The sequence below is a fragment of the Candidatus Flexifilum breve genome (genome assembly GCF_016713355.1).
The window spans coordinates 1-24,809 of sequence record NZ_JADJPI010000010.1 but is presented as its reverse complement, the minus strand read 5'-3'; the positions used below and the strand labels follow the sequence as shown (position 1 = coordinate 24,809).

The window sequence follows — 24,809 nt, the reverse complement described above, 5'->3', positions numbered from 1 at the left end:
TTTGTGCTCATGCTCCTTTCGCTTGTTTCGTTCACTCTCTAGGTGGAGCACACGAGTCGCGGATGACGAGCTCGGTTGCGAGCGTCACGCGCCGGGCTTCCTTCTCCGGGTCATCGAGCTTTTCAAGGAGAAGGCGGACGGCGACCTGCCCAATCTGGAATGAGCGGCTGCCGGATCGTTGTCAATTTGGGGTACACAATGGATGCTTCTGGGATGTCGTCGAAGCCAATGACGGACACATCCCGCGGGATTTCTAGACCACGTTCCCGGATCGCCTCCAGCGCGCCGAAAGCCGAGAGGTCGTTCGCTGCGAACACGGCCGTCGGTCGAATGGGTAGATTTAGCAGGCGGAGCATGCTGAGATAGCCGCCTTTGGTCTCGTAATTACCTTCGATGATGAGGTCTGGGTTAACGGGAATTCGGTGATGCTCTAAAGCAGCGCGATACCCGTCGAGGCGTTCGGTCGAACTGCTCAACTGCGGTATACCCGTGATGAAACCTATGCGTTTGTGGCCGAGACCGATTAAATAACTGGTTGCCTCATACGCGCCTTGCCAGTTGGTCACATCAACAGTGGTGCTGGGGCGCTCACTGTCTGCCTGATCAACGAGGACATAGGGGAAATCCTGAGTGGGGAGGGCTTGAAGGTAGTTTTCAGTGACGAGCGGTACGATCAACAGTAAGCCATCGACCAGCCCGTTCGCAATCATTTTGACGTAGTAGGCTTCCTTGCCCGCATAGCGGTGAGTGGTATACAGCATCAGGTCATACTGTGAATTCGCCAGTTCCTGATCGATTCCCTTGACGATTTCACTGATGTAGCCGTTATCAATGCCCGGCACAAGCAGCCCGACGATATTCGAGCGCCCACCGGCCAGAGAACGGGCTTGCAGATTCACCACATAGCCAAGGTGGTTGGCGGCTTCCACCACTTTGCGCCGTGTATCTTCGTTGACAAATTCAAAGCCGGAAAAGACCCGCGACACGGTCGAGTAGGAGACGCCAGCTTCTTTGGCGACATCGACAATGGTGACGCTGCTATGCGATTTTTTGCGGGTGTTCTTTTGAAACTTCATTGATGAAAACGACCCGGAATAAAGCTGCGCAATCTGGCTGAATCATTCTAGTGCTGCAAACGATTGCAGAAAACGCTATAAAACACAGAATATCTTGCCTGACCCCAAAAAGGAGTTCGAATGTCCTGCGAAATATCTTGCAAACGCTTTCAACCGGAGACTAACATAGATGAATTTCGTTGTCAAGAAAGTTGCAGGGTATAAATGAGACCGGCTCATAAAAATCACGTCGTCCCCATGCTAGTCGCTGACACTGATGGGAATACTGTAGTACACAAGCCCATTTTCTCCGATAAGCCGCTCCTGTGTAATATAGTCGTATAACCCGATAGCGAGCACATAATCCCCTGCTACTAACTCGTCCGGTAGGGTCAACTGCAGCGGTTCACCAAAATAGACTTCAGACAGATCCCCCCATGTGGAGGTCGGGCGATTTCAATTCGGCAGCGGCTCTCCGTCCCACTGCGCGACGATGCTTTGCGTACCAGTGGCGAGGACCTCGGCGTTATACACGTGAACGAACATTGACAGGTTTTGAACGCTGGCTTGCTGTAATCTCCAGTACAAACGCAGGCTGATTTCCCCACCGGGATGTAGAGCCGACGACGAGAGATCATAGCCCGTTAAGCGAAACTGTTCGCCAAAGGAAAAATTAACCCGCTCTTGGGGTGGTTCCATACGGTAAACATAGAGTGCATCCCCATCAATGTGACCGGACTCCGGTTGAATACTTTTCACGAACAACAAATTGTCCAGATACGCACGCACTTGCTGCTGATCCTGAGATCGCTCTAGGTCAGGCTCGCTGACGACCAACCAGCGGATATCCCTATCTAAATACTCGCGTGTTGAACTCAGCGGAATTTCGTCGATGGGTGTTAGCCACCATTCATAGGGTTTGCTGCCCACATACGCACCCCAAAAGCGATTCCACAGCGTTTCATAGCGTGATCCTTGGGGTATCAGCACCCATCCATCGTGGGGCGGGTTGGTGTCAAACCAGTCGAGCAGTTGGTTGACGGTATGTGGTCGGCTGTACTGCTCAATAATCTGCAAGTTGCCCGGCACAAACCCGATCACCAAGGCACTGGCCAGACGCGGCGACGGCCCAGCGAATCAGACTCGTTTGGCCTAGATTACGTCTGAGCAGTTGTCTTCCAGCAACTACGATCTGTTCCAAATACACGCACCAAAAGGGCACAAATGCAACGACAATGGGGAAGATATGGCGCATGCGCCCGGCAGTACCGAGGTCGACACGGCTAATTCCTGCACTCAGCCACCAAGTCGCAATGATGTAGGTGCCGACTATCCACAGTGACCCAGTATCCGGAATTATCAGTCGTTTATACCGGCTGTAGAGATAGGCTGTGATGCCGAGCGCGAGGATGACAAACGACAGCCCCATACCTCCGTCGATCGTGTAGGCGATATGCCAAAGGTTGTTGAGTAAGCGGCTAACATCAAACAGATTGGCTAAAAAGCTGCCGCTTGATAGGTTATCGCTGATTTTATTCGTGTTCTGAAGCGGATTGACGACAATGATGAAATGGATTGCGAACAATATTGCGCTGCCGTAAAGCAGCGTGATGCGCAGTAGAAACTTCTGTCGATTGCGTACTATCAGCGCGAGACTCGTCATGATGAAGGGTACTATCGCTGTGACAATCCATAACTTGAGGTAGATAGCTGCAATGCCACACCCCAACGAAATCATGAGAAAGCGCAGCGATTTGCGCTGCCATGCAGCAATAGCGGAGGCGACTGACAACGCGCACGCCAGGTACAACATTGGATCAGGGAGGGCCAGACTGTTGAATTCGACCACAACTGGAGAGAGCGCCCAGACTAAGCCGCTTAGAATGGCGGCCAAGCTACCTGACAACTGCCATCCGATCCATGTCATAGTGAGAGCTGTACATACACCGAACAGCACCGACAGGAGGTGCATCGAGTACAAATACTCGCCTGGAATGTGCCACAGGTGCGACTTAAGTGCGTCATGAATGCTATGCACGATGACGTTGGTACTCACATACAAAGGAGCTAGGGAACCATACTGTTCGCGCAGCGGAGCTTGATTCGAAAAACCACGTACTTCATCAGCCAGCGCGATGTAGACTACTTCGTCCGAGTAATCGACAAACGGAAAGTAGCGATCAAAGGTGAGCAGGCGCGCCACAGTTGCACACAATGTGATCGATATCACCACGAGAAGTGTTCGTATCACACGACTGTCATTGAAATATCCAGTTACGATATGCCGAGCTTCAGAGATTTTCGCCATTTTTTGTTTTCGGATCCTTGTAACTGGAGAGTATAACGCTGTGCTGGTGGATACGCAGCAGCGGTAGGTTGCGATGTAGGGGAATAAAAAGCGGCGTGATCCTAAACGATCACGCCGCTGTGGTTGAGCGTGTGACTACCAGCCGCGCTGCGCGATCTTTTGGCCTTCCGTTATACCCGGTTCAACGCGGTGATTGAAGATATTCGCGACGCAGTAATCCGCTTGTTCTATCGCGCTGGCGATTGCCCGGATGCTGTGGCGGCCATTCCCGATGCGATCAAATACTTCCATGGTGCGGCCACCGATTACGAACGTGGTTCGCGGTTTGATCGCTTGATGTATAAATGCCGGGTGATCGCGGATTGGAGTTCGACCCTGTTGAAGCAGTCTCCGAAACTGTCCGAGAAAAAGGCCGAAGTTCATCTCCAGTTCCTGGAAGCTTTCAGGCGTGCCGAAGGCATCGGCGAAACGCTGATGACGTGGTCTGCTCCCAAAGCTGATCCGGACACGATTGTCTATACCATGCGTGGTCTACCGCTCGCCTACAATCCGGAGATTTATCTGGCCCATCTAGTCATGCTGCTGAACCTGTCCACGACCTACCACAATGACAACTCGGCGCAGAGCGATATCGTACTGGTCGCGTATCTGGCGGTGATGCGCCGTTTCAAGATTGATCTGCCGCAGGAGATTTCGACCTTGCAAGGGCTGAATACACTGGCGCCGCAGACCTACAGCAGCGTGATTGCGGTCATCAATGGCGTGCTGACGGAGCTTTCCTCGCCGGAACTCGCGCAGCACATCCTGTTTAATCCCTATGAAACGTCAGTTAGGGATAAGCAATTGCTTCAAGTTGGCGGGCATCAAGGTGAAGTGAAGGTTTTTTGGGCTGATGGCAGTAGGCAATCAGCCCACACAAGACATTCACACAGAAATTGAGCGGACTGCGGTGCCGGGTGTGTTCAATCTGGAGAGATGTTCTTGAGTTGGTCTGGTGATGGACTCGATGATGGCGCGCTTGCGTAACAAGAGCTTGTCGCTCAGGGGCATCAAACGGTTTTTCATGTTGGATTTCAGTTTGGTGATGAGGTGGACGCCCTGCTGGAAGAGGTGTTCAAAGGCCGCCTGCGAGAGGTAGCCCTTGTCGCCGAATAACTTGCCGAAGAGGTGTTTGGCGAGCTTGGGCAATAACTTGACATCGGCTCGGTTGGCGGGCGTCAAACAGCACGCGAGCAGCTCACCACGGTCGTTCACCACCAGGTGCAGCCAGGCCAAAACACCAGCCCATCGACCCACGCCCACGGGTGGCCCAGCCCAGAAAGACGGTGTGCTGATAGATCCGGCGGTTATCACAGACCGCCAGGAAGGTCGAATCGATGAAACTAATGCCCGCACCGCCAAACAAGTGGGAGAGGTAGCCACACAACAACGCCGCCACCCGCGGCATGAGTTGGACGAAGCGAGCATAGCCGACCAAGCGCGGAAACCCGCCCGAAGATGTTTCTGCACATGTTCGGTGTAGTACGCCTTGAAGGTGCGATAGTGGCTTTGGTGAAAATGGATCAGGATCGTCATGATTTCACTCGCGCTCAGTTCTCCTGCTCGACGGCGATGGGCTTTCCCGTCCGTCATGAGACCGGCTTCAAAGCGCGCTGCGACCTGTTGGTAGAAATCATCGACATGACAATACAGTTCGAGTAGGTCGCGGGATGCCTTTCTGCAGGGGTACCTAGGAGGATAACACCTCCAGTGAAAGGCATCCCGCCTTATCCCTAACTCACGTTAAAGCGCCGTCCGCCGAGAAGTGGCTGTCGGTGCGCGAGATGATGGATGAAGGCGCTGCTGCGATCCACACCCCGGGTGAAAACACCACCTTGAGCAACCCGGCGCCGCATGAAGCGAATTTCTTCGGATCTGCCGCCGCACCAACCTGATCCTGCTGTTTTTATGTGGCCGACGAAGCCCAGCGGTTTCCCCGTCTGGATTCAGAGAGCGGCGAAGCGTTATTTCTCGAAAAATGCCCGGCATTCCGCGGGGTTTGCGTGTTAGCGACGCAGTCGATTGCTAGCCTGCGCTATGGGTTGGAAGCGCAGGACAACATCACGAGCGTGGATGGACGTAATGCACTCCCGATGCTGCTGAATCTGATTGGTTCGTTCTGTACTTCCGCTGATCGTCGCAGCAGCGTCTGTATCAAATGCGCCCGCGCCCAGATCGTCCCCACGTTGTTACAAAGTGCGCCGATCCCGACCCTATAAAGTAGGCGAAGCGTACTACCTGTTTAGTGGTGGACAGATGGGACGCGGACAGATCGTGCTTTAGTAGTAAACGAGCTCGTTACGCGTTTGGGGATACCGGCAGGGGCAGACTAGCCATTCGCCCCACAACCTGTCCTGCAAAATGCTTGCGCGCTACCTTATGCTTGACTGGAAGGCCGCGGGATGCGCAGCGCCGGATCTTGCCCGGCATTTCCACTTCGGGCTCGGGGCGTCCCGGCGCGGGATAGCCATAGCTGGGCAACGCATCCAATCGACGCACGACCGCCGGGGTGATGGTCATCTCCCACGTGTCGATCAGTTCGAACTGATACCTGTCATCCGGAGGAAGCCAGAGCAGCGTGCGCGGTTGATATTCCGCGGTGGAGCAGGTGATAGTCTCCGCAAAGCCGCCGGCAAAGCGATCCACAGCCACTGGCTGATGGGGCGGGGAAAACTCCGGATCCGCATCGATTTCCGGTGACAAACCGCCCGGCGCGGCTTCGACGAGCTGGCGCAGGGAAGGCGATCCGCTTCCAGCTTTCACCGTGCAGGGCACCGCCCTGACCACCACAACATATCGTCGGAATGTATGCCCGGCGTAGCCGTTCAACACCATCAACCAGAAGCGGTGGACTTCTTCCTCGGCGCTGATGCCGCCCCATGGGTAGAAGATGTTACCCTCATATTCCAGTTCGTCGTCAACGATGGGCTTGCCGTACTGTTTGCGCCACCCACGACCCGCCGAACTCTGCGGATGCTGGATGGGGTACATGCACGCCCGGTTTGTTGTGATCATACATGTCTTCCGGGTTCCCCTGATGGATCGAGCGCAGATGATTGTAGGGGTCTTCCGTCATCAGCATCTTCCAGCGTTCCATCGCTTGTATTAGCCGTTCGCCAGTGACCACCACATTGCGATACGCTGACAGTCGCGCAATCAGGTAGCTCAAATAGCGGTAGTCGGTTTCAGCGCCATCCGCGCGTAGCCCCAGCGGTCGTAGGGGTGGAAGATGATGATATCCGCCTCGATCCCGAGTTTGAGCAAATCGCCAACGCGCTGCTCAAAATGTTGGAAGTAGGCCGGGTTAAACCGCGTGAAATCGTGATTGCCGTCTGCATCCCGCTCATAGGGTCAGTGGCGGTTCATTCTGTCCCACGGGTAGTCCTGGGGAACACGCACATGCGATCTTGTTGAATGACGCCGCGTCTGTTCTTCCAATGCTTCGCCCTGATGCGTCCATGCATAGCAGGTTGTGCCGAATGATAATACGGTGTTCCGTCAGCGTGGGCGAAATGGAAGGTATTGTGGACGTAGACCGGTCCATGAATAGTGGCGGAGGGGGCGGTGCAAGCAAACGAACCGGTCAAGTTGTTCAAAGCGCTGGCGCTGCTCTGCGTTGTGTAGCCCGCGCCGAGCGCTCGGCATAAAGCGAATGCAGTACGTACCGCCACCTAAAACCCCGACCTTGAGGGCGTGATCGCCGTTCGTGAACTGGGCGGAGAGTGTAACATCCAGAAAGGGATTGCCGTCAGCCGGTCCGGTTAAGCGGCTTCAAAAGACCCCACTGCAATGATTATGTCAGTCATGTGTAACCTTGTGTCCACCATTTTGGGTCAGTCTGGGGGGTGCCGCCACACAGCACAAGACGGCTGTGCAGCAAGCAACCCTCGAAGAATTGGCGGTTTTGACGTTGGAGCGGTTCTGGCAACAGGAGAGCCGCGTAATCAATCAAACCCTGCACCGATTGATGGGTAGACGCCGCCTTGTCCTGCTCGGTGGCGAAATTCAGGGTGCAGTGGAAGTAAAACGGCGGCAAGTCCGCCACGCTTAATCGACCTTACCAGCCTCGTTTCCCCAAAACTACCTGGTCTGGCGTCACATTGATGCCGACCATGGCTTCGCCGAGACCACGGCTGACATTCGCCAGTACGTCCGGGTTGTCAAAGTGGGTAACCGCTTCGACGATCGCCTTGGCGCGCTTGGCCGGTTCGCCGCTCTTGAAGATGCCCGACCCAACGAACACACCATCGACGCCGAGCTGCATCATGAGCGCGGCATCCGCCGGGGTTGCGACGCCGCCCGCCGCAAATTCGACCACGGGCATGCGCCCCATTTTCGCCGTCTCGACCACGAGATCGTAGGGCGCTTGAATATTCTTCGCAAACGTGTACAGCTCATTGTCATCCATTGAGGCTAGACGGCGAATGTCGCTGTGAACCTGCCGCGCATGGCGCACCGCTTCGACAACATCGCCCGTGCCCGCTTCACCCTTCGTGCGGATCATAGCCGCGCCTTCGGAGATGCGGCGCAGCGCTTCGCCGAGGTTACGGCAGCCGCACACGAACGGCACTTTGAACGGGTGCTTGTTGATGTGATTTTCTTCGTCGGCAGGTGTCAGGACTTCGCTCTCGTCAATGTAGTCGATGCCGATCGACTGGAGGATTTGCGCTTCGACAAAATGACCGATGCGGACCTTCGCCATGACCGGGATCGTCACCGCCTTCATAATGCCTTCGATCATGTCGGGGTCGCTCATGCGCGACACGCCGCCATGCGCGCGAATATCTGCCGGAATGCGTTCCAGCGCCATGACCGCCACTGCGCCCGCATCTTCCGCAATTTTCGCCTGCTCGGGGGTGACCACATCCATAATCACGCCACCCTTAAGCATCTGCGCTAGACCGCGCTTGAGGGCTTCCGTCCCGGTTTCACCACTGCCATTCTGATGACCATTGGATTGCATCGCTTAACCTTTTCCATTCAATTTACCGTATGGGATATACTGCAAGGGTAGCCGCGGCTAACCCGTGTAAATAGAGCCACTTAAGACCATTAGAGCCAGGACTGCGCTGATTCCAGTGCAACTTGCGCATCAGGTTATTCGTTGATTGAAGTTCGATGAAACGTTAGGTTAAAATACATCTGTTTCGCAAGCATCAAAGGATGACATCATGGCTCAACTGCCGATATTGATAGTTCTGGCGGGTGGTGCGTCGTCGCGCATGTGGCCGCTGCGCGAGAAATCACTGTTACGCTTTGGCACAGAACCGCTTTTGGTCAGCCAACTCCGGCGCTACGAGTCGCTGGGGTTACAAGAAGCGGTCATCGTCGCCAATCCGGGCAACCTCGAAGATATTAAAAGCCTCACCGCGGCGATTCGGTCGATGAATATCCGCGTGGTGGTGCAGACTGAAGCTAAAGGCATGGGCGACGCGCTGCTGCAAGCCGCGCCCGCGCTGCCTAACCAACCGGAAACGCCGATCTACGTGGTGCAGGTGCATGATGTTGTGGACGATCAACTCCATGCAGATATGCTCAAGGCCTTCACCGCTGACCCGACTTCGACCTATATCGCCGGCTATGAACGGGAAGAATACTTTCCCGGTGGCTATCTGATCGTCAGCCCGACCGGGCGTATCACGGGAATTGTGGAAAAACCGGGCGCGGAGAATCGCCCGAGCAATCTGGTCAACATCGTGGCGCACATTCACCCGGACGCGACGCGGTTGATGAACGCGCTGCAGGAGGAATATGCGAAGCCCATCGCCAGCGATGATCACTACGAGCGCGCGATGGATCGCTTGATGGCGACGCAGGTTTATAAGGTTGTGCCGTATCGCGGCCCGTGGAGCGCGCTCAAGTTCCCTTGGCATACACTCGACGTGATGAATTACTACCTGTCCAAGATTTCCGGCAAGATTGTCACGGAAAGCGCGTTTGTCGCGCCGACGGCCACGTTGGTCGGCGATGTGTTCATCGGGGAGCGGGCGTAGGTGTTCCCCGGCGCGGCGATTGTCGGCCCAGCGTACATCGGGTCGGATACGATCATCGGCAATAATGCCCTCGTGCGCAATTCCATGGTCTTGAATCACTGCAATGTCGGCTACACCACCGAAGTCGCGCGCAGCTACGTCGCAGATCACTGCGATATGCATGCCTGCCGCGTGCTCGACAGCGTGTTCGCACCGGGCGTCAATTTCTCGGCGGGCTGCACGACGGCTAACCTGCGCATTGATCGCAAAACCATCAAGAGCACGATCAAGGGGACACGGCTTGACAGCGGACGTGACAAATTCGGCGCGATCATCGGTCAGGGCGCGTTTCTCGGCGTTGATGTGATGACCATGCCCGGCGTCAAAATCGGTGAAGCGGTCGAAGTGGGGCCGGGAACGCATGTGCATGAGGATATTCTCGACCGTCGCCGCGTCTATGTGAAGCAGCAGATCGTCATCGTCGAGAAAGAGTAGATAACTAAGGAGGGCTGAGACTGGAATACCTTCAGGACTCGGCACTCCCTACTCAGGACTAGGGGGATTCATGGCTACTGTCAATCCAAAGCTCTTTAAGAAATACGATATTCGCGGTACGGCAATGGGTAAGGATGCACCGCTCACACCGGAAGTCGCCCGTTTGATCGGGCAGGCGTTCGGGACATACCTCCGCAACGTTGAGGAACGCCGCACGGTCGTCGTCGGACGGGACAACCGCCACTCGTCGTCGGCGCTCATGGATGCGGCGATGCACGGGCTGACGCAGGCGGGCTGTTTTGTGGTCGACATCGCGTTGACCTCGACCCCCATCGTCTACTGGAACGCGGTCAAGCGCAACAATGCCGGCGGCATGATGGTCACGGGCAGTCACCTCGCGCCCGATCAAAATGGCTTCAAGTTGAGCGTGGGCGCGCGGAATATCTATGGAGACGGGATTCAGGAAATTCTCCACTTGATCCAGACCGAAAGCTTCCTGCGCGATACCGGCGAAATCGACTGCATCGAATCGGTCGAGGACTATTACAGCGATATCGTCCCGAAGCTGCGCGTGAAAACGCATCCGCTCAAGATCGTCGTCGATGCGGGTAACGGCACGGGTGGGATCTTCGCGCCGAAACTGCTGCGGACGCTTGGTCACAATGTCATTGAGCTGTTTTGTGAGCCGGACTGGAACTATCCGAATCATCAGCCGGATCCGCAGGTGCCGGCAAACATGCGCGCGTTGGGCGACAAAGTGCGCGAAGTTGGTGCGGATCTGGGGATCGCCTTTGATGGCGACGCCGACCGCATGGGCGCGGTGGATGAGCAGGGCAGCATGATCGCGGCGGATCGGCTGCTGGCGCTGCTGGCGCGGGATATGCTGGCGCGGCATCCCGGCGCGACGGTGGTCGGCGATGTGCTGAGCAGTCAGGTGCTATTTGACGAGGTCACAAAGGCGGGCGGCACGCCGATCATGTGGGCGAGCGGGCATTCGCTCGTCAAAGCGAAAATGGTCGAAACGGGCGCGCTGCTCGGCGGTGAAATGAGCGGCCACATTTTCCTCGGCGAAGACTACTACGGCTTCGACGATGCCTATGTGGCGGCAGGGCGCTTGCTGCAAGTGCTGGCGACCGCCAAACAGCCACTCTCCGCGCTTAACGCGAGTATTCCCACACTCTACAGCACGCCGGAATACCGACCGCACTGCCCGGACGATGCGAAAGCCAAAGTCATCGACGGCGTGCGCGCGGTGCTGGAAGGGAAGGGTGAGATTGTCGCCGTTGGCGGCATCCGCGTGCAGTTCGAGCATGGTTGGGGCATCCTGCGCGCCAGCAACACCGAACCGGTGCTGAGCCTGCGCTTTGAGGCCACCACCGAAGTGGACGCGCTTCGCGTACCGCGATCTGTTCGTCGCGGCGCTGCAAGCTTACCCGGAAGTCGAAGCGATTCAGTAGCAGCGCATTATTTCAGGGTGCGTGAGCGGCACGAATCCCACGCTGCCGCTCATGACTCATTAACTACTTCGCATCACTTGAGGTGAACCTATGGAACTCGAAAAACCGATCGTCGCGCCGTTTAAGGTGCTGGTGATTGTGGCGCATCCGGACGATATTGAATTTGGTTCGGCGGGCAGTGTGGCTGTATGGACGGCGGCAGGCGCAGAAGTGATCTACTGTATCGTCACCGATGGCGCCGCCGGCAGCAACGACAAAGACGTGATCTATAATCAACTGGTGGAACGCCGTCAAGCTGAGCAGAATGAGGCAGCCCAGATTGTCGGTGTCAAAGAGGTGGTCTTTCTCGGCTATGCCGATGGCGCGCTCACACCGTCCATGGAATTGCGCCGTGACCTGACGCGCCTCATCCGCAAACTGCGACCGGATCGCGTGTTAATCATGGATCCGACGCAGGTGTTGATCTCCGGCGAAGGCTTTGATTATATCAACCATCCTGATCACCGTGCTGCGGGAGAAGCCTCACTCTATGCCGTGTTCCCGTCGGCGGAAACGCGCCCGATCTTCCCCGAACTGCTCGAAGAAGGGTTAGAGCCGCATCACGTCAACGAACTGTACCTGATGATGAACGACAAGCCGAACATCGCCATCGATGTGACCACGGTGTGGGACAAGAAGATTCAGTCGCTGCTAGCGCATCGTTCGCAGGTCGGTGAAGATGTGGCCGATATGATCCGCAAGTGGGATGTAGCGACGGGTAAAGAGGTCGGCGTGGAGTTGGCGGAGAGCTACCGTGTGATGCGCTTCATTGATGCCACGCCAGAAAAAGACACCCCGGCGGAGTAGAGGCAAAGTAGGTTGCCGAGTGGTTGCTGTAGACACGTATGCGCCCGAAAAAGGGCAGACACATAGGTCTGCCCCGACACCAACGCTTTCGGTAACCTGCTTTACACCAATCGATAGACTCGCGTTTCCCCGTCGATGCCGCGCAGCAGCACGGTATCGAGCTGCGGGGTCAGATTCGCCGCATGGATCATATCGGGCGCGCCGGGGTAGCTGTACACCGGGTCAGTGATGACCAGCTCACCCGCTTCGGCCACCGCCTGCACCCGCGCCGCGATATTCACCGTTTGCCCGAAATAATCTAACCGTTCATTATTTTCGACGGCGATGCACGGCCCCATGTGAATCCCCAGCTTGATGATCAGGCATTCGTGATCGTCGCCGATTTGCCCGATCTCCCGGCTGATCACGAACGCGGCTTGCAGCGCCGTGTTTGGCTCGGAGAAGGTCGCCATGACCGCATCGCCCATCGTTTTGACAACCGCACCGCCACATTCCGCGATGATGTCGCGCAGCAGTGTGAAATGCTTGCGCACGATCTCGTAGGCGCGGATGTCGCCCACCCGCTGATACAGGGCGGTCGAGCCTTTCAAGTCGGTGAACAGGAAGGTCACGCTTTTGAAGGCGAGGCCAAGATCGGAGGGGATGCTTTCCGCCCGGAATAACTCGCGGAAGACCTGCGAGGTCGCCACCTGTTTCCCGGTCAAAAACTCCACTGGTTGGCTGAAATGCGCTTGCAGCAGCGTCTCTTCTTCTGGTGTGAGGTTGGGAATGCCGCGCCGTGGATCGTAAATCACACCGAACACAGTCTCTTTGCCGACCCGGTTGCGGAAGGTAATGGTGACTTTGCCCGGTTTGACGTAGGCGCCTTCCGGCACAATGCGCCCATCGAAGAGGTCGAAGGTGATTGCGCTCGGGGCATCAGGGGCGGTGCTGAGGTTGGCGAAGGCATGAATATCTGGCGTGGTCACAAAGTAGTTCGCGCCATCGACCAGGTTAACCTCGACCGTGCGCCGCGCATCCACCCCGATTTTGTCCGACGTAATCATCAGTTTCACGGCGACATCGCGGATTTCCGGTGCGTGATACATGCTGTGGGTGTAGAACCACAGCAGCCAATCGCGCTGAAAATCGAGCGTCTCCATATCGTGAAAGCGTATGCTGCGTGTTGACGGGGCGACAGTGAATGCGACTTCGATGTTGTCGTCGACGGAGACTTCAAAGCCGATCATGCAGTGGTTGCAGTAATCTTGATTCTGGATCGCGCGCAGGCCGCCCGGCGATGTGATGAACGCATGGCACGAGGGGCACAGCACGCCCCAGTTGAATTCCAGCAGGCCGAAATGCGTCGCATATAGAAAGAGATCGGTTGCTTCGCGTACGGATAATCCGGTGCGGTTCGCGTAGTAGTATGGGCTGACGCGAAACAGATCTTCGTCCGGCGCCGTGAGCAGGTAGCTGGCGAAGTCGTCGATCACCTTCGCGTCAAATTTGCCGAGATCTTTGACCGCATTGAGGCGCGCGGCGAGCGTTGTGTTTTGCAAGGACGTTGACATGACTTCACCTGCCAAAAATATAGTTCATATGCAATCTTGTAGACGAGTCCAGCACGTTAATTGTTACTCTTGTTGCTGTAATAGAGCAAGCTTTCCGGTTGCTTTCAATCGCTGTCCCGCCGGAGTGAATCGATGGTCTGCTGCTCCAGCTCCCACATATCCATTGCCTGGCGGCTTTTGAGCAGGCTGCGCAGGCGCGGATAGTCTGCGTTGAACTCCCTCGACCATTCCTGCGCGAACTTGCTGCTGCGGATTTCTTCGAGCGTAATTTCCATCAGGCGTTCCAGTTTCAAATCGTTGAAGCGTTCGTAGCGGCTGAGGATGCCGTACTGCGCCGTCAGCGACTGCGAATCGAGCGCCTTGAGCAGCCCTTTGCTCGCCGCCGCCCGCAAATAATCCGAGGTTTCGCCAGAGAGGTACAACTCGGTGAACACCGCTTCCGGCGGGTAGCCGAGTTTCATCAGCAGTTCCGCGGCTGTAATCACCACCTGGTGCAGCACGGGCAGCACTGCCTGCTGCAAGAAGAGATCGAGTTCGGTTTCCTGTTCAAAGCGTAGTTCCACCGCGCCGACCTTGAGCGCACCCGCCGCTTTCGCCACCGCGAGGATGGTTGGCCACGCATTGCGGCTGGCATCCTGCGCGACCGCGACGAACGAGGCATAGCCTTCGCCGGAGAGGTAGCGGTTGCGGACGGCCGCACCATGTGTGCGCGCTGCCACCAGCCCCACATCGACGAACGGCGGCGCTTCGATGAAGCCGAAAGTCAGGTTATAGGCGCTGCTGAAGATCAACGTTTGTCCCCGGCGCAAATGCGGGGAGACACCTTCGAGATAAATCTTGGGCATGGCTTCGTCGCGGAACAGCGGCATGATGATATCCGAGACTTCCACTAGTTCCGCGATCGCAATCGGACTGAAACCGTCGGCAATTGCGATCTCCCGCCGTTCGGGGCGTGGTTCATGGAGTACCACGTCGACGCTGCTGTCCCGCAGATTAAGTGCCATCGGACTGCCCATGTTCCCGTAGCCAATAATGCCGACGCGCTTGCCTCTTAGATAATCTACGTTACCATCATCGTCATGATAGACCATGGTCATGGTTGGATCTTTTCGCTAGGAGCGGATGAATGTCCAAACGATACCTTTTGTCCCTGCTGATCGCAACACTCCTTTTGCTGCCGCTGGTGCTGACGGGCTGCGGCGGACTTAGTTTGTTTGGGCCGCCGACGCCGACCCCGCTGCCGTTCGCGCTGTTCACCGCGCAGGATGTGTTCGCAGCTTTCACTGCGGCCGGGCTGGAGACCACGATTGCGCCGGAGGATGAGCAGATTGTCGCTGGTCGCGATGACCCGGCCGACTACGATGAGCGGGTGGTTTTCCAGATTGCCAGTATCGCGCCGCTGGGCGGGCAGGTAATCACCTTTGAAACGGCGGAGCAATTGGCGGCATGGCAAGCCTATATCGAGAGCCAGCGCAACAACTCAGCGACGCGCCGCAGCGTGGTGTATGTGTACTTTCGCAACAATGTGATGGTACAGCTCAACAGCTCGTTGACGAATGCGCAGGCCGAAGATTTCCGCGCCGCACTTGAGGATATGACGTTCTCGTAGGGACGCGATTTGTAGGGACGCGCAACGGCGCGGCGGACAACTGGCGTCAAGCTGGGCCTATCCTGCGCGGGGGTAAGCGCTGAGGTTACAGCTTAATCATCCACACGGGCAGATCGTAGCCGTTGCGCCGGAAGCCATAACGCTCGTAGAGCCGCTGCGAGCGCGTGTTGCTGAGCTGCGTGTTGACCGTCACGGAGGTGATGCCGCGTCGTGAGAAGCGCCGCAGGAGATCATTCACCAGCGCTGAGCCGACGCCCATGCCTTGCAGCTCTGGCAGCACGGCGAGCCGTGCCAGATGGCCCCCATCAAAATACATGGTGCTCGCCTGATAACCGACGATGCGCTCCCCGCTCACCGCGACCGTGCAGTACGCAGAGGCGCGCACTGCTTCACGCACATCGTCGTCGGACAGCTGCCACGGTGGGGTAAAGGCCGCCTGATCCACGCGCGCGATGGTTGGAATATTGCCGTCGCGCGTCGGGTGAATGACCAGATTCAGCAGTTGTTCCTCCAGCGGCGGTGGTTGATCGGCGCGGCGCAGCGTGATGACCTCCTCGGCGAGGGCGAACCCGTGTGGTTGCACGAACGGGATCAGCCAGTCGCGAATGAGCAGCACGGCCACCGTGCGCACCTGCATGGCAATCATTTCTATTTGCAGTGCTTCGAACAACGCCTCAAAGGTGCGCTGCGCGTCGGCGTTGTCGGCCAGCGCCGCGATGCGAATCCACGTCGTATCGCCGAGGGGGGCAGCGGTCGCCAGCATCCCCATCAGCCGCCCATGCTGCCACGCCAGGCGTGTGATTCCCTGCTGCGTTTCCAGCCATTTATCGGTTTCCTGCCAGTCGAGATGCGTGTGAACATTGTAGTTGCGGAACAATAAGTCCGAAACGACGTGCCGGTCGCGGCGGGTGTAGGGCGTAACGGTGATCTGTTTCAGCATCGCTGTATTCATGTCGTCAGTAGGTTTTGTACATCCGGTCGACGTAGGCGCGTCCAGTGAGGACGTAGACCGCCGAACGGCGGCGATCGAGAATGCGCGTGCGCAGGCGAGCATCCATTTCTTCGACGGCGCGCGTGCTGGTGATCACGGTTTTCATGCGGCGCAGATAGCGGTGATCCAGCACCTGAAAGACTTTCTCGCGCGCCCACGCCGACATGGATTCGAAGTTCAGGTCGTCGAGGATGAGCACGGAGACGTTACGCAAAATCGACAGGCGGCGCTCCAGCTTCAACTGGGTACGGCTGTCCACGCCGGAACGCAGATAGTCGAGCAGTTCGGTGTTGGTGACCATAATCACGCCCGCGCCCGCCTTATCCAGTTCATTGGCGATGCCCGCCGCGAGATGCGTTTTGCCCGTGCCAGATGCGCCGAGCAGCACCAGCCACATCGACTTGACCTCGACGAATTCGCGCGCGATCTGGATGGCACGTTCGAGGTTGGCGCGTTCTTCTACGGTCGTGCGGTTGCGCGTGTCGAAGTTCTCCAACGTCATCTCCCGGTACAGCGAGAGATCGGGCACTTCGTCAACGGAGGTGGTCTTATTGGTGCGGAAGTCTGGCGCTTTGATGGCGACGTGCTGCACCAGCTTGTTAGCGGCGAGGCGGCTGGCGAGACGCGGATCGATGGTTTCGAGGTCGGCGTTGGTCGTGACGACCGTGGGCAGGCGGTAGACGTAGCGATGATTCAGCAGTTGGAACAGCTTTTCGCCCGCCCATTCGCTCGGATTTTCCACGCCGAGATCGTCAAGGATCAATACGCGGGCGTCGCGCAGGCGGTCAAACGTCTCGTCGTAGCCCGATTCGGCGTGGGGTGCGTAGGCGCTGCGCAAGTAGTCGAGCAAGTCAGGCACGGTCACGAAGATCACGTGCTCCTCGTGGTCGAGCAGGGCATTGCCGATGGCCGCCGCGAGGTGGGTTTTGCCCGTGCCATACGTCCCTTCGAACAAAATCCACCCGGTTGGCTGGGTGGCGTACGCGCGCGCGTAATGCACCGCCTCGCGCAGCGACTCCCGCTGCTTGGGACTCAGGTTCGGGACATTTTCCGTATCGAACGAGTCGAATAACTTGTCTTTGTAAGCTTCGAGGTTACCGAGTTTGCGCAGCTTTTCTTTGCGCTCGGCGTTGGTGCGGTAGTTGGGGCAGCGGAACAGCTGCCCGAATTGGGGATGCCCGACGGGGAGATCGGCGCGCACGTAGCCCAGACCGCCGCACAGCGATTCCTGCCCACACAGGGCGCAAACCGCGTCGTCGTCACCACTCGAGGAAGTCTGCATATTCCCCGGAGATGTAGCGTTTTCCATCCCGTTCATCAGGTCTTTGATCGACCGCATTGCCTTTACCTTCTCGCTGCCAGCGATCTAAGATAGCCTGCACAAAGCGCCAATTACGCACGTTTTTAGCGACGGCGATGCGCATGGCTTCGATAATCCAACTGAGCGGAAAATCCTTCTCGGTGTCCTTGAGCATGTCCGCGATCATCGGGGTTAGCTGCCCGAAATGATCCTCATACAGGCGGTAGATGTTCGGTCGTTCCGGCAAAATCTCGACCGGAAGGCGTTCGCTCCCCGGCTGCCACAAGCCGAGCCGCACTTGCTCAAAAGCGGCGCGTCCCATCTCCGTATTGATAAAATACAGGTGCTCCGGCGTTTCGCCTAGTTCCACTTTGGCGCACAGCAGCGATTCCCGCGCACACGCCCGCGTCAGCCCCTCGTCCAGCGCCGCTTCGCCGCCCACGCCCGCCATGAAGACCGTGTTCGCCGTGAAGTCGCGCCGCAGCAAATAGCGGAATGTCCCTTCGCGCTGCTGGATCGCCCACATGGCGTACAGCGTCACCTTGAGTTCAGTCACGTTGTCGATGAGCGGCAGCAGGTCGCTGATAAACTGCGCGTAGACGGCGAATGTCGGCTGTTTGCCGGGAAGAAAGCCGCTGGACTTCGTCATAGGCTGCCCAGATCGATCTTCATGGTCTTGGCGTCCGAGAACTTGGTCAGCGACCGCTCGAAGTGCAGGTCAATCGTTCCCGTTGGGCCATTACGATGCTTGGCGATGATGACCTCGGCTTTGTTCGGGAACTCGGTAGCTTCGTTGTACATGATGTCGCGGTACAGAAACATCACGATATCAGCGTCCTGCTCCAAGGTTATGGACGATCGGCTTTCGACGAAATTGGTCCGGACGGTCAAAGCCCCTTCCCGCCCTCGTGGGGTGGCTTGTCCTGCCGCTGTTCGACTGCGCGCGAGAGCTGCGCCGCCGACAGCACCGGGACGTTCAATTCTCGCGCCATTTCTTTTAACGCGCGGCTGATGTAGCTGACTTCCTGCACGCGGTTGTTTTCGTAGCCTGCGCCCGCGCTCATCAACTGTAAGTAATCGACAATGACCAGATCGAGCCCGAATTCGTGGGCGATGCGGCGGCATTTCGTGCGCATCTCAATCGGTGTGATGGCGGCGGAGTCGTCGATGAAAATATTCAGGTTGCCTAAGCGCCCGGTTGCCTCGACGAAGCGCGAATACTCACGCTGATCCAGTTGGCCCGTGCGCAGTTTCTGCGTGTTGATGCCCGTTTCCATCGATACGAACCGCTGCACGATCTGTTCGTGACCCATTTCCATCGTGAAAATGAGGATGCGCGCGCCGAATTTCGCCGCGTTCAAGGCGATCGACAGCATCCAGCTCGTTTTGCCGCTGCCCGGACGACCCGCGAAGATGAGCAGGTCGCTGCGCTGCAAGCCGCTCAACAGGCCGTCGAGGTCGCGGAAGCCCGTCGGCAAGCCCATCGGCTCGTCGGGGTGCTGCATCTTGTGTTCGATGCTGGCGAAGAAGGTGTCAATCGCCTGATACATCGGCACGAGGTCGCCGCGCTGATTGCGTTCCGTCACGCGGAACAGGCGCGACTCGGCTTCGCTGGTGATGCGCTCAATCGGGAGCTGTTCGTCGTACGCCAGCGTTTTGATCTCGTCGGCGGCAGTGAGCAGGCGGCGGCGAATCGCCAGACGTTCGACCACGCGGGCGTAAGCTTCGGTATGCACTGACGTCGGTGTGCGGTTGATCAAATTGACGAGAAAGCCGCGCGCCTTGTCTTCGAACTGTTCCGCCTTGCCGATGGCGCGAATCTCTTCGCTGACCGTGAGCACGTCGATGCCCTCGTTGCGATCGGAGACGCGCATCATCGCTTCCCAGACAATCGCCAGACGATTGATGTGGAAGTCTTCAGGTCGGAGGTAGGCGGCAATTCCGAGGAACAGTTCGGGATCGGTCAGTACGCCGCCGATCACCGCCTCTTCGGCTTCAGGGCTGTGAGGCGCAAGCCTAAGGATACCGGGGTTTGAGGTCATGAACCCTATCCAAAGAGAAACAAAACGGCGCTCCGGTATCGGTACGCCGTTCTCGCGTTACAAGTTGTGCCGACCGACACGACAGGTTGTGGCTCGTTATTCTTCTTCGTCGTCCAGATCATCGAGATCGAGGCTGTTGACGAAATCTTTGAACGCGCTCAGCCGATCTTCGTCGAGTTCTTTCCCGCCAACCGTTCGTTCGACATCTTCTTCCGGCTCAATCGAGTGACGTTCCATCACATGATCCGAGACGAAGACCGGGACTTTGGCGCGGACGGCGAGCGCGATCGCATCGCTGGGGCGGGCGTCGACTTCAATTTGTCGCCCTGCCACATCGATAACAACGCGGGCATAATACACGTCATTGCGGAGATCGTTGATCAGGATGTGGACGGCCTTGCCGCCAAGTTCACGGATCATCGACTTAAGCAAATCGTGCGTGAGTGGGCGTTGAGGAGGCATCTCCTGCAGTTCAATCGTGATCGCGTCCGCCTCACAGGGACCAATCCAGATCGGCAAATATCGGTCGGTCGTCGAATCCTTGAGGATCACGATGCGATACTGCGACATGAGGCTCACGCGGATGCTGTCGATAACTACTTCAATCATGGTGTATAACCTTGGGCTTGTTCTTCTTTCAGTGAACTTCGTCCACCATTCCGATTATACACCGAAGGATGTGGCGGCAAACCTTAAATGTCGGACAAAACAACAGTCATTTTCAATCTTCTCATATCAGGAAAGGGTCACAACTATGCGCAGTGCGGGCTGCTCCTGAGCGCATTGGGCTGATCGTCGGGCTGATCGGCTGTACGGCGCAACCTCTCGGCAGTTCATCCTCCAGGAAGCGCTGCTGCGCGAGAGCTTTGAGCAGGGCTATGCGTGGCGCGGGCGGATTGCCGAGGGTTACGGTGTCGATTTTCGCATTGAGGACGGCGCGTACCGCGCCCCCTATTCGGAGCAGGCCGGATTTGTGTCCGGGCTGAATGCGGAGCGCCACACCGATGTGGTGATCGAGGTGGAGACGACGCAGCTGTCCGATGATCGCAATAACGCCTACGGCGTGCTGTGCCGTGCGAGCACCAGCAACGACGGCGACGGCTACTACTTCCTCATCAGCGGGGATGGCTACTTCTCGATCCGGCGCGGCGCCACCGAACGGGTGGACGGCTTGATCGATTGGACGCAGACGAATGTCGTCAACCAGGATCGCGGCATCAACCGCATTCGGGCGGTGTGCATCGGCGATTATCTGGCGTTGCAGGTGAACGGGCAGTTCATCGCCGACACCCACGACACGCGCTATGCAGAGGGTTACGCGGGACTCCATGGCCGCCGTGGTGGAGGATGGTGCCGTCGAGATTGCGTTTGACGACCTGACCATCTGGTCGGCGCAGTTAGCCGACTAAGACAGCGCGGACTCAGCGAGGGCATGGCAGCGCCATGCCCCTACGTCAATGTTTGTCGCGAGGGACGGCTCGTTGAGCGTCACCCAAAGTCTACCCGCTGGCTAACCATCGCTCGGCGGAATGATGATCCGCTGACCGATCGACAGCCGATCCGGATCGAGGCCGGGGTTCGCGTCGACAATATCGGCAATCGTCACACCATAGTTCGTCGCAATGTTAAACAGTGTATCCCCGGTTCGACGGTGTAGACTTCGCCTGCGGTCGCTGTACCGGGCGCGCTCGTCGGTTCGACAGTGGCCGTCGACCGCGGTACGCGCGTCGAAGTGCCGTCACAATCAGGCAAATTCAGCTCATCTTCCGGGAAAATCACGGGCGGATCGCCGTCAAGGTCAGGATTTACCGCCAACAACTCATCAATCGTAGTATCACGATCAATAGCAATCGAGTACAGGCTGTCACCCGATTCACAACGTAAATGCACGGATCCGTGTTAGCACTTGCCCCCTCGATCTCGGCGTCACCCGCTTCTGCCGCACCCTGCGCTTGGCGGTGGTCTCGCCGGTTCGCGGCACCGTCGTTTCGACCGGGACGGGACCTAACGGTGAACCGGGCGTGATGAACTGGGGTGTTGCCGTTGGCGGCGGTACAATGGTCTGCGGTGAACGGGTGTTGGTCGCTTAAGGGGAGACTTCTTCGGTCGCCGCAGCCGCGTGTATTCAGTGCTAGAACCGTGATGGGGGGGAGCGTTGCCGTTCCGGGGAGCCCGCTCGACGGGGAAGTGGTGGTAGCTTCCAGCACGACCGAGTTCGAGGCAGCATCCTGAGTCGGCTCAATCGTGTCCCCAGCCGAACGAAAACACCCTGCCGAAAGCAATGGGATCGCCAATAACACGACAAGCTGGATAAAACGTTTCAAGCGAAGACCTCCTGTTGCACGATATAATTCTTGAGCATACACCGATCTATAGGGATGAGCAAAACAGGCTGTGGTAAGCTACAGTACAATCGTTTCATCCGAAACGCAGAAAGGCGTGTAAGCGGTGACTTTGAGCGGAAAATGCATCCTCGTGGTTGATGATGACCCCGATCTCCCCTGCAGCTCGTGCGGATTTTGCTCGCACGGATCAACTTAAATGGTGACAGTTGATCATGCGCGCGCCTGCCGGGCAGCAGCGATTCTGGGCTCCGCCCTGATCTTGATTCTGATCTCGCGATGCCCGATATTGGCGGGATGGAATTTCTGGCCGAAATTCGCAGTCATTCACGACCTTCGACCTGATGCCGGTGCTCGTGCTGTCTGCGCTGGTCGACCCCAGATCAGATTCGTGACGCGCTGAACGGCGGCGCGGATCGCTATTTGACCAAGCCTTACATCGCCCATAATCTCGTGACGGTGGTTCAAGAGATGCTAAAGGCGGGCGGCGGTAGCAGTTCATACGACAAACCGCGGTGCGTTATACACCCGTGTCACAGTGAAACCTGCTGCTCGCACCGCATCAAGCCAGCTCGCAATCGGTTTGATCAACCGGAGCGGTCGATAACGGGGGCTGGGTCAGTTTGATCAAGGCCCCGGTGATAAACGCTTCAGTTGTTGGATAAAATTTTACGTTTATCCGTCCACTCGAGATAACAACCTAACTGCCAGGCAACCGATCCACCGGTGGCAGATGATCGCGCCGGGTGACTGGTGGTTGAGGAAATCGGCGAGCTCGTGAATGCCCGTTACGCGCCGCGCTGACCGTTCCCTCGCCGCCGACATTCATTTCCCTTCGCTGCGTTCCACCGCCGACGACCAGCGCCAGCGCGATCGCCGCCGCGATCACGTTCGCTTCGCCGCGGGGCAGGGATGCGGCTGATCGCCCCCACATCCAGATGCCGCCGCGCGCGCCCCTAAAAATTGCCCACCAGCGGAACCAGCGGCAGCAGATAGCGGTCTTACACATTGAAGGCGGGACGCACGTGCGCCCTGATGCAGGCGAGTGACGAACATCGCCAGCACCGTATCGATCAGCGTGGTGGGGTGACGCGGACGCCCGGATTACGCCGCTGATGACCGCCAGCACCGCGCCACCGATCAACAGAAAGTTCGGCGTGCCGAGCAGATCAGGCGCCGAGCTCTGTCCATGCGCCGAGGCGGGCGAACGGGTTGGCGGCCAGCCCGGTAATGGGTTGTTGGCGGCCAGCGCCTAGAGGCTCGTCTCCTGCGCGCGCGCCGCATCCCATGGAACAGCAGCAGGACGCCGACCCCGATAGGCGCGGCGGACTGCGCGGGCGGCGGAGGTTTAGCCCGTCCAGCGCCCAACCGAGTGCGAGCACCAGTGGCGCGAAAACAGGGCCTGCTGTTTGCTGCCTGTAGCGCCAACTTTAGGCCGCTCCAGAGCCAGTTTCCCCGGCTGACCGCCAGCAGCGCCAGCGTCATGAACAGGAGCATCAGCCCATCGGTGAACGCCGTCGCGCTGAACGCCACCGCGACCGGGGAGCATGCGGCGAACAGTGCCGCTTACGCTACCGTCCGATTGCGATACAGCCGCTGGGTCAGCGCATATACACCGCGACCAGCACGATCGCCCGAAAGTGGCGGCAACCGTGCTGTAATTCGCCGACGCGCGATAGTCGAAATCAGAATTGTATTTTCGACGCGCCCTGAACAGCGTCGTCGACAGCGCGCTGGCGTAGATCGCCAGCGGCGGCTTGCTCGAGCCGAGCCGTGCAGCAGCCAATCGCCGTTCAGCGCGGCATGGCGCGCAACGTGCTGAAGAGCGCCTCATCCGGATGAAAGCGCACATCCTGACCGAGCGCATGCAGCCGGATCACCGCGCCGATGATCAGACGAGTAATGACTTTGCGGCTGTCGGCTCCCCTCTGGCCGAAGCGTCCGCGCAGATAAGCCAGCACCACGCGGTCCACGTGCGTGGAAGTTTAATACCTCGCCAGCGTTCTTCGAGATTCCTTCCGTGCCGATCAAGCGGTCAAAGGCCTCGATGGTGAACATGATCCGTATTGGCTGTTCAGGGCGCCGGTATAGTATTTTTGCTCGCGCATGATCAATTGGAGTTCGCGCACCAGTTCCGGGGTGATCGGCAGGCGGTCTTCCGGGCGCGTTTCGCCAAAATAGATGTGATGCAGCTGACCAGCCGTTCAACCGCGCGACCGGATCCGGATTCGTCGCCGACGCGCAGGTCGATATAGCGACTACGCCACCGCCACCGTAACCGCCATTCGTTTTCGCCACGTAGAGCGCCGCCTTGCCGCCTGCGCCGGTCGCCGCCCGCGCGATCACCTGCCAGTTGCGGCGCCAGCAGCCGATCGGCGAGTTCACCTTCGGTGCTGAGGGCAACGCCATTGGGTCGAGGACTTCCGGCCCGGTGAGGATGTTGCCCTGACAGCAGCCCACGTCGATGCGGTGTCCTGCCTGATCTGCTTCGCATTTGACGCCCGGTGTGCGCGGCGGTGCGTCCGTCAGTTTGATGATGCCCACCTGCCGCGTCGCCTTGCCCGGAGCGAGGTCTGAGCAGGCGCTGTAACGTCTCTTCCGCGCTGATGCCGGACGCCATCCGGCCGACCGTCTGGTCCAAAGCCGATCTTGGCGTAGGATTGGGGTCGCCACTGCACCTGCGCCTGCCCGCACCCATGGCAAACCATCGCCCCGACGGCGAGTGAATTTGCTGGCGACGGCGACGCCCCACGCGCCTTCTTGCCGGGATCTTCCATAAGCGGCAATCGAAAAGGTCATC

The 24,809-nt window shown here is 58.0% G+C and carries 28 protein-coding genes and 3 pseudogenes; 9 read left to right on the top strand and 22 right to left on the bottom strand.

What is annotated here, in order from left to right:
- Positions 1–31: 31 nt before the first annotated feature.
- The 4 genes from IPK17_RS09720 to IPK17_RS09705 all read right to left on the bottom strand — a co-directional run bounded on the left by IPK17_RS09720 (position 32) and on the right by IPK17_RS09705 (position 3,363).
- Positions 32–154: a substrate-binding domain-containing protein gene (locus IPK17_RS09720; RefSeq protein WP_343417875.1), complete on the bottom strand. Its 123-nt coding sequence runs from the start codon at positions 152–154 to the stop codon at positions 32–34.
- Complete coding sequence (locus IPK17_RS09715) at positions 123–1,076, bottom strand: LacI family DNA-binding transcriptional regulator (RefSeq protein WP_343417494.1); 954 nt, start codon at positions 1,074–1,076, stop codon at positions 123–125. Before IPK17_RS09715 ends, IPK17_RS09720 begins: the two co-directional genes overlap by 32 nt.
- 435 nt (positions 1,077–1,511) lie before the next feature.
- Positions 1,512–2,144, bottom strand: a complete 633-nt coding sequence (locus IPK17_RS09710) for a hypothetical protein (RefSeq protein WP_343417493.1) — start codon at positions 2,142–2,144, stop codon at positions 1,512–1,514.
- On the bottom strand, positions 2,119–3,363 hold the full coding sequence (locus IPK17_RS09705; RefSeq protein WP_343417492.1) for a glycosyltransferase family protein: 1,245 nt from the start codon (positions 3,361–3,363) through the stop codon (positions 2,119–2,121). The genes IPK17_RS09710 and IPK17_RS09705 overlap by 26 nt, the downstream gene beginning before the upstream one ends.
- 159 nt (positions 3,364–3,522) lie before the next feature.
- On the opposite strand from IPK17_RS09705, the gene IPK17_RS09700 reads away from it, so the two are divergent.
- Positions 3,523–4,302 carry a hypothetical protein gene (locus tag IPK17_RS09700; protein WP_343417491.1) on the top strand — a complete coding sequence of 260 codons (780 nt, stop codon included), beginning with the start codon at positions 3,523–3,525 and terminating at the stop codon, positions 4,300–4,302.
- Here IPK17_RS09700 and IPK17_RS09695 read toward each other — a convergent pair.
- Positions 4,193–5,055, bottom strand: a pseudogene (locus IPK17_RS09695) (IS982 family transposase). The gene IPK17_RS09700 and the pseudogene IPK17_RS09695 sit on opposite strands and share 110 nt — an antisense overlap.
- Before the next feature lie 257 nt (positions 5,056–5,312).
- Here IPK17_RS09695 and IPK17_RS09685 point away from each other — a divergent pair.
- On the top strand, positions 5,313–5,621 hold the full coding sequence (locus IPK17_RS09685; protein ID WP_343417490.1) for a hypothetical protein: 309 nt from the start codon (positions 5,313–5,315) through the stop codon (positions 5,619–5,621).
- 79 nt (positions 5,622–5,700) lie between these two features.
- Here IPK17_RS09685 and IPK17_RS09680 read toward each other — a convergent pair whose 3' ends face one another.
- The 4 genes and pseudogenes from IPK17_RS09680 to pdxS form a co-directional block, all read right to left on the bottom strand.
- The gene (locus tag IPK17_RS09680) at positions 5,701–6,417 is read right to left on the bottom strand and encodes a hypothetical protein (RefSeq protein ID WP_343417489.1); all 717 of its coding nucleotides are present in this window, start codon (positions 6,415–6,417) and stop codon (positions 5,701–5,703) included.
- Between the two features lie 483 nt (positions 6,418–6,900).
- Positions 6,901–7,140, bottom strand: a pseudogene (locus tag IPK17_RS09675) (hypothetical protein); the annotation flags it as partial.
- A 64-nt stretch (positions 7,141–7,204) separates the two neighbouring features.
- On the bottom strand, positions 7,205–7,447 hold the full coding sequence (locus IPK17_RS09670) for a hypothetical protein (protein ID WP_343417488.1): 243 nt from the start codon (positions 7,445–7,447) through the stop codon (positions 7,205–7,207).
- A 12-nt stretch (positions 7,448–7,459) separates the two neighbouring features.
- Positions 7,460–8,365, bottom strand: a complete 906-nt coding sequence (gene pdxS, locus IPK17_RS09665; RefSeq protein ID WP_343417487.1) for a pyridoxal 5'-phosphate synthase lyase subunit PdxS — start codon at positions 8,363–8,365, stop codon at positions 7,460–7,462.
- A 208-nt stretch (positions 8,366–8,573) separates the two neighbouring features.
- On the opposite strand from pdxS, the gene IPK17_RS09660 reads away from it, so the two are divergent.
- The 4 genes from IPK17_RS09660 (at position 8,574) to IPK17_RS09645 (ending at position 12,172) form a co-directional block, all read left to right on the top strand.
- A complete protein-coding gene (locus tag IPK17_RS09660) occupies positions 8,574–9,395 on the top strand; it encodes a sugar phosphate nucleotidyltransferase (RefSeq protein ID WP_343417486.1) in 822 nt (273 codons plus the stop codon).
- On the top strand, positions 9,396–9,869 hold the full coding sequence (locus IPK17_RS09655; RefSeq protein ID WP_343417485.1) for a hypothetical protein: 474 nt from the start codon (positions 9,396–9,398) through the stop codon (positions 9,867–9,869).
- 70 nt (positions 9,870–9,939) lie between these two features.
- The gene (locus tag IPK17_RS09650) at positions 9,940–11,412 is read left to right on the top strand and encodes a phosphomannomutase/phosphoglucomutase (protein ID WP_343417484.1); all 1,473 of its coding nucleotides are present in this window, start codon (positions 9,940–9,942) and stop codon (positions 11,410–11,412) included.
- 4 nt (positions 11,413–11,416) lie between these two features.
- On the top strand, positions 11,417–12,172 hold the full coding sequence (locus tag IPK17_RS09645; RefSeq protein WP_343417483.1) for a PIG-L deacetylase family protein: 756 nt from the start codon (positions 11,417–11,419) through the stop codon (positions 12,170–12,172).
- 101 nt (positions 12,173–12,273) lie between these two features.
- Here IPK17_RS09645 and IPK17_RS09640 read toward each other — a convergent pair whose 3' ends face one another.
- Entirely contained in the window at positions 12,274–13,725 is a 1,452-nt protein-coding gene (locus IPK17_RS09640) for an adenylate/guanylate cyclase domain-containing protein (RefSeq protein ID WP_343417482.1), read from the bottom strand.
- A 104-nt stretch (positions 13,726–13,829) separates the two neighbouring features.
- Entirely contained in the window at positions 13,830–14,822 is a 993-nt protein-coding gene (locus IPK17_RS09635; RefSeq protein ID WP_343417481.1) for an NAD(P)-binding domain-containing protein, read from the bottom strand.
- Positions 14,823–14,851: 29 nt separating this feature from the next.
- Here IPK17_RS09635 and IPK17_RS09630 point away from each other — a divergent pair, with 29 nt between their 5' ends.
- Positions 14,852–15,334 (top strand): hypothetical protein, encoded by a 483-nt coding sequence (locus tag IPK17_RS09630; RefSeq protein ID WP_343417480.1) that lies wholly within the window; start codon positions 14,852–14,854, stop codon positions 15,332–15,334.
- 85 nt (positions 15,335–15,419) lie between these two features.
- On the opposite strand, the gene IPK17_RS09625 is transcribed toward IPK17_RS09630, so the two are convergent.
- The 6 genes from IPK17_RS09625 to IPK17_RS09600 form a co-directional block, all read right to left on the bottom strand.
- Entirely contained in the window at positions 15,420–16,274 is an 855-nt protein-coding gene (locus tag IPK17_RS09625) for a GNAT family N-acetyltransferase (RefSeq protein ID WP_343417479.1), read from the bottom strand.
- A gap of 16 nt (positions 16,275–16,290) precedes the next feature.
- Complete coding sequence (locus IPK17_RS09620; protein ID WP_343417478.1) at positions 16,291–17,664, bottom strand: ATP-binding protein; 1,374 nt, start codon at positions 17,662–17,664, stop codon at positions 16,291–16,293.
- Entirely contained in the window at positions 17,585–18,274 is a 690-nt protein-coding gene (locus IPK17_RS09615) for a DnaD domain-containing protein (protein ID WP_343417477.1), read from the bottom strand. Before IPK17_RS09615 ends, IPK17_RS09620 begins: the two co-directional genes overlap by 80 nt.
- Positions 18,271–18,516: a DnaB-like helicase C-terminal domain-containing protein gene (locus IPK17_RS09610; protein WP_343417476.1), complete on the bottom strand. Its 246-nt coding sequence runs from the start codon at positions 18,514–18,516 to the stop codon at positions 18,271–18,273. Before IPK17_RS09610 ends, IPK17_RS09615 begins: the two co-directional genes overlap by 4 nt.
- Complete coding sequence (locus IPK17_RS09605) at positions 18,513–19,667, bottom strand: replicative DNA helicase (RefSeq protein WP_343417475.1); 1,155 nt, start codon at positions 19,665–19,667, stop codon at positions 18,513–18,515. Before IPK17_RS09605 ends, IPK17_RS09610 begins: the two co-directional genes overlap by 4 nt.
- A 96-nt stretch (positions 19,668–19,763) precedes the next feature.
- The gene (locus IPK17_RS09600) at positions 19,764–20,276 is read right to left on the bottom strand and encodes a bifunctional nuclease family protein (protein WP_343417474.1); all 513 of its coding nucleotides are present in this window, start codon (positions 20,274–20,276) and stop codon (positions 19,764–19,766) included.
- Positions 20,277–20,640: 364 nt separating this feature from the next.
- Here IPK17_RS09600 and IPK17_RS09595 point away from each other — a divergent pair, with 364 nt between their 5' ends.
- On the top strand, positions 20,641–21,039 hold the full coding sequence (locus IPK17_RS09595; RefSeq protein ID WP_343417473.1) for a hypothetical protein: 399 nt from the start codon (positions 20,641–20,643) through the stop codon (positions 21,037–21,039).
- Positions 21,040–21,177: 138 nt separating this feature from the next.
- Here the strand turns inward: IPK17_RS09595 and IPK17_RS09590 are convergent, their stop codons facing one another.
- The 3 genes from IPK17_RS09590 to IPK17_RS09580 all read right to left on the bottom strand — a co-directional run bounded on the left by IPK17_RS09590 (position 21,178) and on the right by IPK17_RS09580 (position 23,018).
- The gene (locus IPK17_RS09590; protein WP_343417472.1) at positions 21,178–21,273 is read right to left on the bottom strand and encodes a LysM peptidoglycan-binding domain-containing protein; all 96 of its coding nucleotides are present in this window, start codon (positions 21,271–21,273) and stop codon (positions 21,178–21,180) included.
- Positions 21,270–21,557: a LysM peptidoglycan-binding domain-containing protein gene (locus IPK17_RS09585; protein ID WP_343417471.1), complete on the bottom strand. Its 288-nt coding sequence runs from the start codon at positions 21,555–21,557 to the stop codon at positions 21,270–21,272. The genes IPK17_RS09590 and IPK17_RS09585 overlap by 4 nt, the downstream gene beginning before the upstream one ends.
- 1,152 nt (positions 21,558–22,709) lie before the next feature.
- Positions 22,710–23,018, bottom strand: coding sequence for a hypothetical protein (locus tag IPK17_RS09580; protein WP_343417470.1), 309 nt, complete (start codon positions 23,016–23,018; stop codon positions 22,710–22,712).
- Positions 23,019–23,393: 375 nt separating this feature from the next.
- Here IPK17_RS09580 and IPK17_RS09575 point away from each other — a divergent pair, with 375 nt between their 5' ends.
- Positions 23,394–23,831 carry a hypothetical protein gene (locus tag IPK17_RS09575; RefSeq protein ID WP_343417469.1) on the top strand — a complete coding sequence of 146 codons (438 nt, stop codon included), beginning with the start codon at positions 23,394–23,396 and terminating at the stop codon, positions 23,829–23,831.
- Positions 23,832–24,119: 288 nt separating this feature from the next.
- On the opposite strand, the gene IPK17_RS40450 is transcribed toward IPK17_RS09575, so the two are convergent.
- Both IPK17_RS40450 and IPK17_RS40445 read right to left on the bottom strand, forming a co-directional pair.
- A complete protein-coding gene (locus tag IPK17_RS40450) occupies positions 24,120–24,629 on the bottom strand; it encodes a DUF1028 domain-containing protein (protein ID WP_350341627.1) in 510 nt (169 codons plus the stop codon).
- A gap of 75 nt (positions 24,630–24,704) precedes the next feature.
- Positions 24,705–24,808: pseudogene (locus tag IPK17_RS40445) on the bottom strand (hypothetical protein); the annotation flags it as partial.
- Position 24,809: the final 1 nt, after the last annotated feature.

Excerpts from the sequence above, each read along its gene's own strand:
- IPK17_RS09645 (WP_343417483.1), top strand. The coding sequence starts at position 11,417 with ATGGAACTCGAAAAACCGATCGTCGCGCCGTTTAAGGTGCTGGTGATT.
- IPK17_RS09640 (WP_343417482.1), bottom strand. The coding sequence starts at position 13,725 with ATGTCAACGTCCTTGCAAAACACAACGCTCGCCGCGCGCCTCAATGCG.
- IPK17_RS09625 (WP_343417479.1), bottom strand. The coding sequence starts at position 16,274 with ATGCTGAAACAGATCACCGTTACGCCCTACACCCGCCGCGACCGGCAC.
- IPK17_RS09605 (WP_343417475.1), bottom strand. The coding sequence starts at position 19,667 with ATGACCTCAAACCCCGGTATCCTTAGGCTTGCGCCTCACAGCCCTGAA.
- IPK17_RS09705 (WP_343417492.1), bottom strand. The coding sequence starts at position 3,363 with ATGGCGAAAATCTCTGAAGCTCGGCATATCGTAACTGGATATTTCAAT.
- IPK17_RS09660 (WP_343417486.1), top strand. The coding sequence starts at position 8,574 with ATGGCTCAACTGCCGATATTGATAGTTCTGGCGGGTGGTGCGTCGTCG.
- IPK17_RS09715 (WP_343417494.1), bottom strand. The coding sequence starts at position 1,076 with ATGAAGTTTCAAAAGAACACCCGCAAAAAATCGCATAGCAGCGTCACC.
- IPK17_RS09600 (WP_343417474.1), bottom strand. The coding sequence starts at position 20,276 with ATGATTGAAGTAGTTATCGACAGCATCCGCGTGAGCCTCATGTCGCAG.
- IPK17_RS09615 (WP_343417477.1), bottom strand. The coding sequence starts at position 18,274 with ATGACGAAGTCCAGCGGCTTTCTTCCCGGCAAACAGCCGACATTCGCC.
- IPK17_RS09650 (WP_343417484.1), top strand. The coding sequence starts at position 9,940 with ATGGCTACTGTCAATCCAAAGCTCTTTAAGAAATACGATATTCGCGGT.
- IPK17_RS09620 (WP_343417478.1), bottom strand. The coding sequence starts at position 17,664 with ATGCGGTCGATCAAAGACCTGATGAACGGGATGGAAAACGCTACATCT.
- IPK17_RS40450 (WP_350341627.1), bottom strand. The coding sequence starts at position 24,629 with ATGGCGTCCGGCATCAGCGCGGAAGAGACGTTACAGCGCCTGCTCAGA.
- IPK17_RS09580 (WP_343417470.1), bottom strand. The coding sequence starts at position 23,018 with ATGTGTAAGACCGCTATCTGCTGCCGCTGGTTCCGCTGGTGGGCAATT.
- IPK17_RS09630 (WP_343417480.1), top strand. The coding sequence starts at position 14,852 with ATGTCCAAACGATACCTTTTGTCCCTGCTGATCGCAACACTCCTTTTG.
- IPK17_RS09635 (WP_343417481.1), bottom strand. The coding sequence starts at position 14,822 with ATGACCATGGTCTATCATGACGATGATGGTAACGTAGATTATCTAAGA.
- pdxS (WP_343417487.1), bottom strand. The coding sequence starts at position 8,365 with ATGCAATCCAATGGTCATCAGAATGGCAGTGGTGAAACCGGGACGGAA.
- IPK17_RS09680 (WP_343417489.1), bottom strand. The coding sequence starts at position 6,417 with ATGATCACAACAAACCGGGCGTGCATGTACCCCATCCAGCATCCGCAG.